This window comes from Halogeometricum sp. CBA1124 (assembly GCF_009741955.1).
In the GTDB taxonomy this organism is placed as follows: Archaea; Halobacteriota; Halobacteria; order Halobacteriales; family Haloferacaceae; genus Halogeometricum; species Halogeometricum rufum.
This window is the reverse complement of sequence record NZ_WPCD01000299.1, coordinates 1-2,926: the sequence shown is the minus strand read 5'-3', so window position 1 is coordinate 2,926 and position 2,926 is coordinate 1. Positions and strand designations below refer to the sequence as shown.

Here is a 2,926-nt window from a genome sequence, read left to right as displayed (position 1 = left end):
GACGCCGGCGTCCGCGTAGGTCAGTTCCTCCTCGTCAGCCTCGTCCGCGGGACCCTCGCCCGCGTCGTTCCCGGTCATGTCCGAAGGCGCGCGGTCGGAGGGGAAAAAGGTGCCCGTCCACCGCGCGCGAGACGCCCCGTCGCCGCGCGCCAGACCCGACCGGTGACCGAACCGGGGACGGCCCGCGGAGGGGTCTTTGGTACGCGGCTCCAACTACCCGGCTAGGCACTCTGAAACTCGCTTTCGGAACCGCGTCACGACACGGACTGACACGATTCTGAGAGACTAACGCAAAACCGTTCGTAAACGGTCTAAGGATTTCTGAGGCGCTCGTGAAACGTCGGTGAAACGTCCGACAGTACTGTGAACGGTCCGAAAATAACGGTAAGTCTCTGTCGATTATATGTGGGGTCGACACGTAGGAATCGCTGACGGTAACCAACGATGTCAAGCGTCCCCTCCACCCTCGAAAACTCGTCCGTCCGACGTAGCATCGGCCTCGCCAACTCCGCCGCCCGCCTCACCCTCCGCTCCGCGGAGACGGTGACGTTCTGGGCGGCCATCCTGCTCCCGCTGACGTACCTCCCCCTCCTCGCCGGGGGACTCGAACAGGCGGAGATGCTCCGCTTCGCGGGCCTGCTCGCCTGTAACCTGTTCGCCCTCGTCGCGGGCCACGGCTACGGTCGAGACTGACGACGCTAACCCACCCACCACCGTCACGCGCGAACGTCGCGCCGAGAGGCGCGACAGGTCCCCCCCCTCCGTCGTTCGTCCACCGCCACGCGCCGCTACTCGCCGATTCCCGCCGCTCGCACGGCGTTTCCCACCGCTCGCGCCGCGCGTCACTCCCACGGCGGCGTCAGATGGACGTGAAAGAGCTTCTCGCAGTCGTCGTCGCCGCAGACCGGACACTCCGTTGCGTCCGAGGTTTCGCTTCCCGTCTCCGACTCCGAGTCCGCCGATGCCGCGGCGCGGGCACCCGTCCCCTCGCCGCCCGCGACGTCGACGACGCGCGTCCCGGCGTGGCCCAACTCGTACCCTCGGGCACGCCGCGGACGAAGTACTCGCAGAGTCTCGTGAGGTGAAGGAGAGCGGGGCGTTCGCCTCGGCGAGTTCGCTGAGGACGTCGATGCGAATCTCGTTGCCCAGCAGTTCGAGGGGGTCCATGCCGTCTGTCGTTCGACGGCCCGTGGCGGCGTCTCTCGTGGGGGACTATCACTCTGCCGTCGACCGTCGGGCGAACGAAACCCAGCGGTGACCCGTCAGAACAGGCCGCCGCCGAAGACGAACAGACCGAGCGTCAACAGCACCGAGGGGACGAACACGGCGACGAACACCGTCTTGCTCCACGAGACGACGGTGTTGCCGTCGAGCGCGCCGAACGGCAGCATGTTGAACGCGGCGAGGAACACGTTGATGGTGACGCCGCGGGAGCCGACGAGGCCGACGAACTCCGACCCGCCGAGGACGCCGACGAGGAGGACGGGGAGGAACAACGCCGCGAGGAGGAGGTTGGTGACGGGGCCCGCCAGCGCGATGAGTCCGTGTTCGCGGTCGGTGAGCATGCCCCGATGGTAGACGGCTCCCGGCGCGGCGAAGATGAAGCCGGCGAGCGAACTCATCACGGCGAGAAACAGCATGCCGTAGTCCGCGCGGAACTCCGCCACCTGCCCGAAGCGGACGGCGACCACCTTGTGCGCGAGTTCGTGCAGGAGAAAGCCGATGCCGGCGGTGAGGAGGCTGACGAGGAACGGACCGACCAGTCCGCCGCCGGCGACGTTGGCGATGGCGCGCATGCCGCCGCCGGCGAAGAAGATGGCGAAGGCGAGACCGAGGGCGACCCACGCGACGGCGAGGTCACGGAGTTCGCTGGAGCTGAAACTGAGCGAGGTGTTCGTACTCATGTGTTCGCGTCGCCGACCGTTCGGTCGGCGGCGGGATGGGCCTTGCGGGTTCGGCCGTCCTCGCCGGTGCGCGGGGACGCCGTCAGACGAGGCCGACGAGGATGTCCCAGCCGTTGCGCGCGCCCTCGAACATCAGGTCGATGATGCCCGACGGACCGCCCAGGTCGAGGGCGAAGAGCGGGAGCACGTAGCCGATGAACAGCGCCGAGGCGACGATGCTGCCGATGTTCGTCGCCGCGACGACCATGATGAGTCGGAACAGGGGGACGTCGAACATGTCGCCGACGAGTTCGCCGAGGGGCGTCTCCTCGTCGGCCAGCAGTTCGTTGAGGCGGTTGATGTCGCCGACGTTGACCGGACGGTACTGCAGTTCCATGTAGCCCGTGAACCACCCGGGAGCGAGGAACGGGTTGATGGAGGTCATCCACGCGACGGCGCCGCCGACCAGCGCCGAGGGCCACCGCGCGCCCGCCGCCTTCGCCAGTCCGGCCGCGAACGCACCGTTGACGAGGAACCACGCGCCGAACAGGCGGAGGAGCGTGTCGTTACCGGCCGTCGAGAGCGCCAACAGGCCGAAGAACGCGACGACGGCGACGGAGATGCCCGTGCCGACTATCTTCGCCCACGGGAGGCCGCCGGAGGGCGTCCCCGTCAGCGACTCCATCGGCGGCAACTCCTGTGGGTTGGCGAGGTAGCGCTCGATGCCCTCGCGGTGGCCCGCGCCCACGACGGCGACGACGTGCAGGCCGGACTGCCGGAGTCCGACCAGTCGGTGCGCGATGTACGCGTCGCGTTCGTCGATGAGGGCCTGCGCGCCGCCGGGGGAGAACTCGCGGAACTCCTCCATCATCGCGCTGACCACGTCCGTGTCGGTCATCGCGCTGATGTCCATCTCGTCCATCTCCTCGACGTCCTCGTCGGGACCCATGCCGAACGCCGTCGCGAGCGTCGCGGCGAGGCCGGCGAGCAACAGACCGACGCCGATGCCCAGGGAGAGACTGCCGACGACGCGGACGGCGAAC

5 protein-coding genes are annotated in these 2,926 nt (G+C 68.4%); 1 reads left to right on the top strand and 4 read right to left on the bottom strand.

Annotation, left to right across the window (positions count from 1 at the left end):
• Positions 1-213 (bottom strand): hypothetical protein (locus tag GJ632_RS24415; RefSeq protein ID WP_191453907.1); only part of this gene is annotated, 213 nt, incomplete at its 3' end.
• A gap of 231 nt (positions 214-444) precedes the next feature.
• Between GJ632_RS24415 and GJ632_RS20690 the strand changes: the two genes are divergently transcribed.
• Positions 445-693: a hypothetical protein gene (locus GJ632_RS20690; protein WP_089810491.1), complete on the top strand. Its 249-nt coding sequence runs from the start codon at positions 445-447 to the stop codon at positions 691-693.
• Between the two features lie 149 nt (positions 694-842).
• On the opposite strand, the gene GJ632_RS22605 is transcribed toward GJ632_RS20690, so the two are convergent.
• The 3 genes from GJ632_RS22605 to GJ632_RS20675 all read right to left on the bottom strand — a co-directional run.
• On the bottom strand, positions 843-1,031 hold the full coding sequence (locus GJ632_RS22605) for a hypothetical protein (protein ID WP_197428133.1): 189 nt from the start codon (positions 1,029-1,031) through the stop codon (positions 843-845).
• A 231-nt stretch (positions 1,032-1,262) separates the two neighbouring features.
• Positions 1,263-1,904: a metalloprotease gene (locus GJ632_RS20680; protein ID WP_191453906.1), complete on the bottom strand. Its 642-nt coding sequence runs from the start codon at positions 1,902-1,904 to the stop codon at positions 1,263-1,265.
• Positions 1,905-1,986: 82 nt separating this feature from the next.
• On the bottom strand, positions 1,987-2,926 hold a 940-nt coding region (locus GJ632_RS20675; RefSeq protein ID WP_197428132.1), incomplete at its 5' end, for a TraB/GumN family protein.

Coding starts and splice junctions, on each gene's coding strand:
- GJ632_RS20680 (WP_191453906.1), bottom strand. CDS start 1,904: ATGAGTACGAACACCTCGCTCAGTTTCAGCTCCAGCGAACTCCGTGAC.
- GJ632_RS20690 (WP_089810491.1), top strand. CDS start 445: ATGTCAAGCGTCCCCTCCACCCTCGAAAACTCGTCCGTCCGACGTAGC.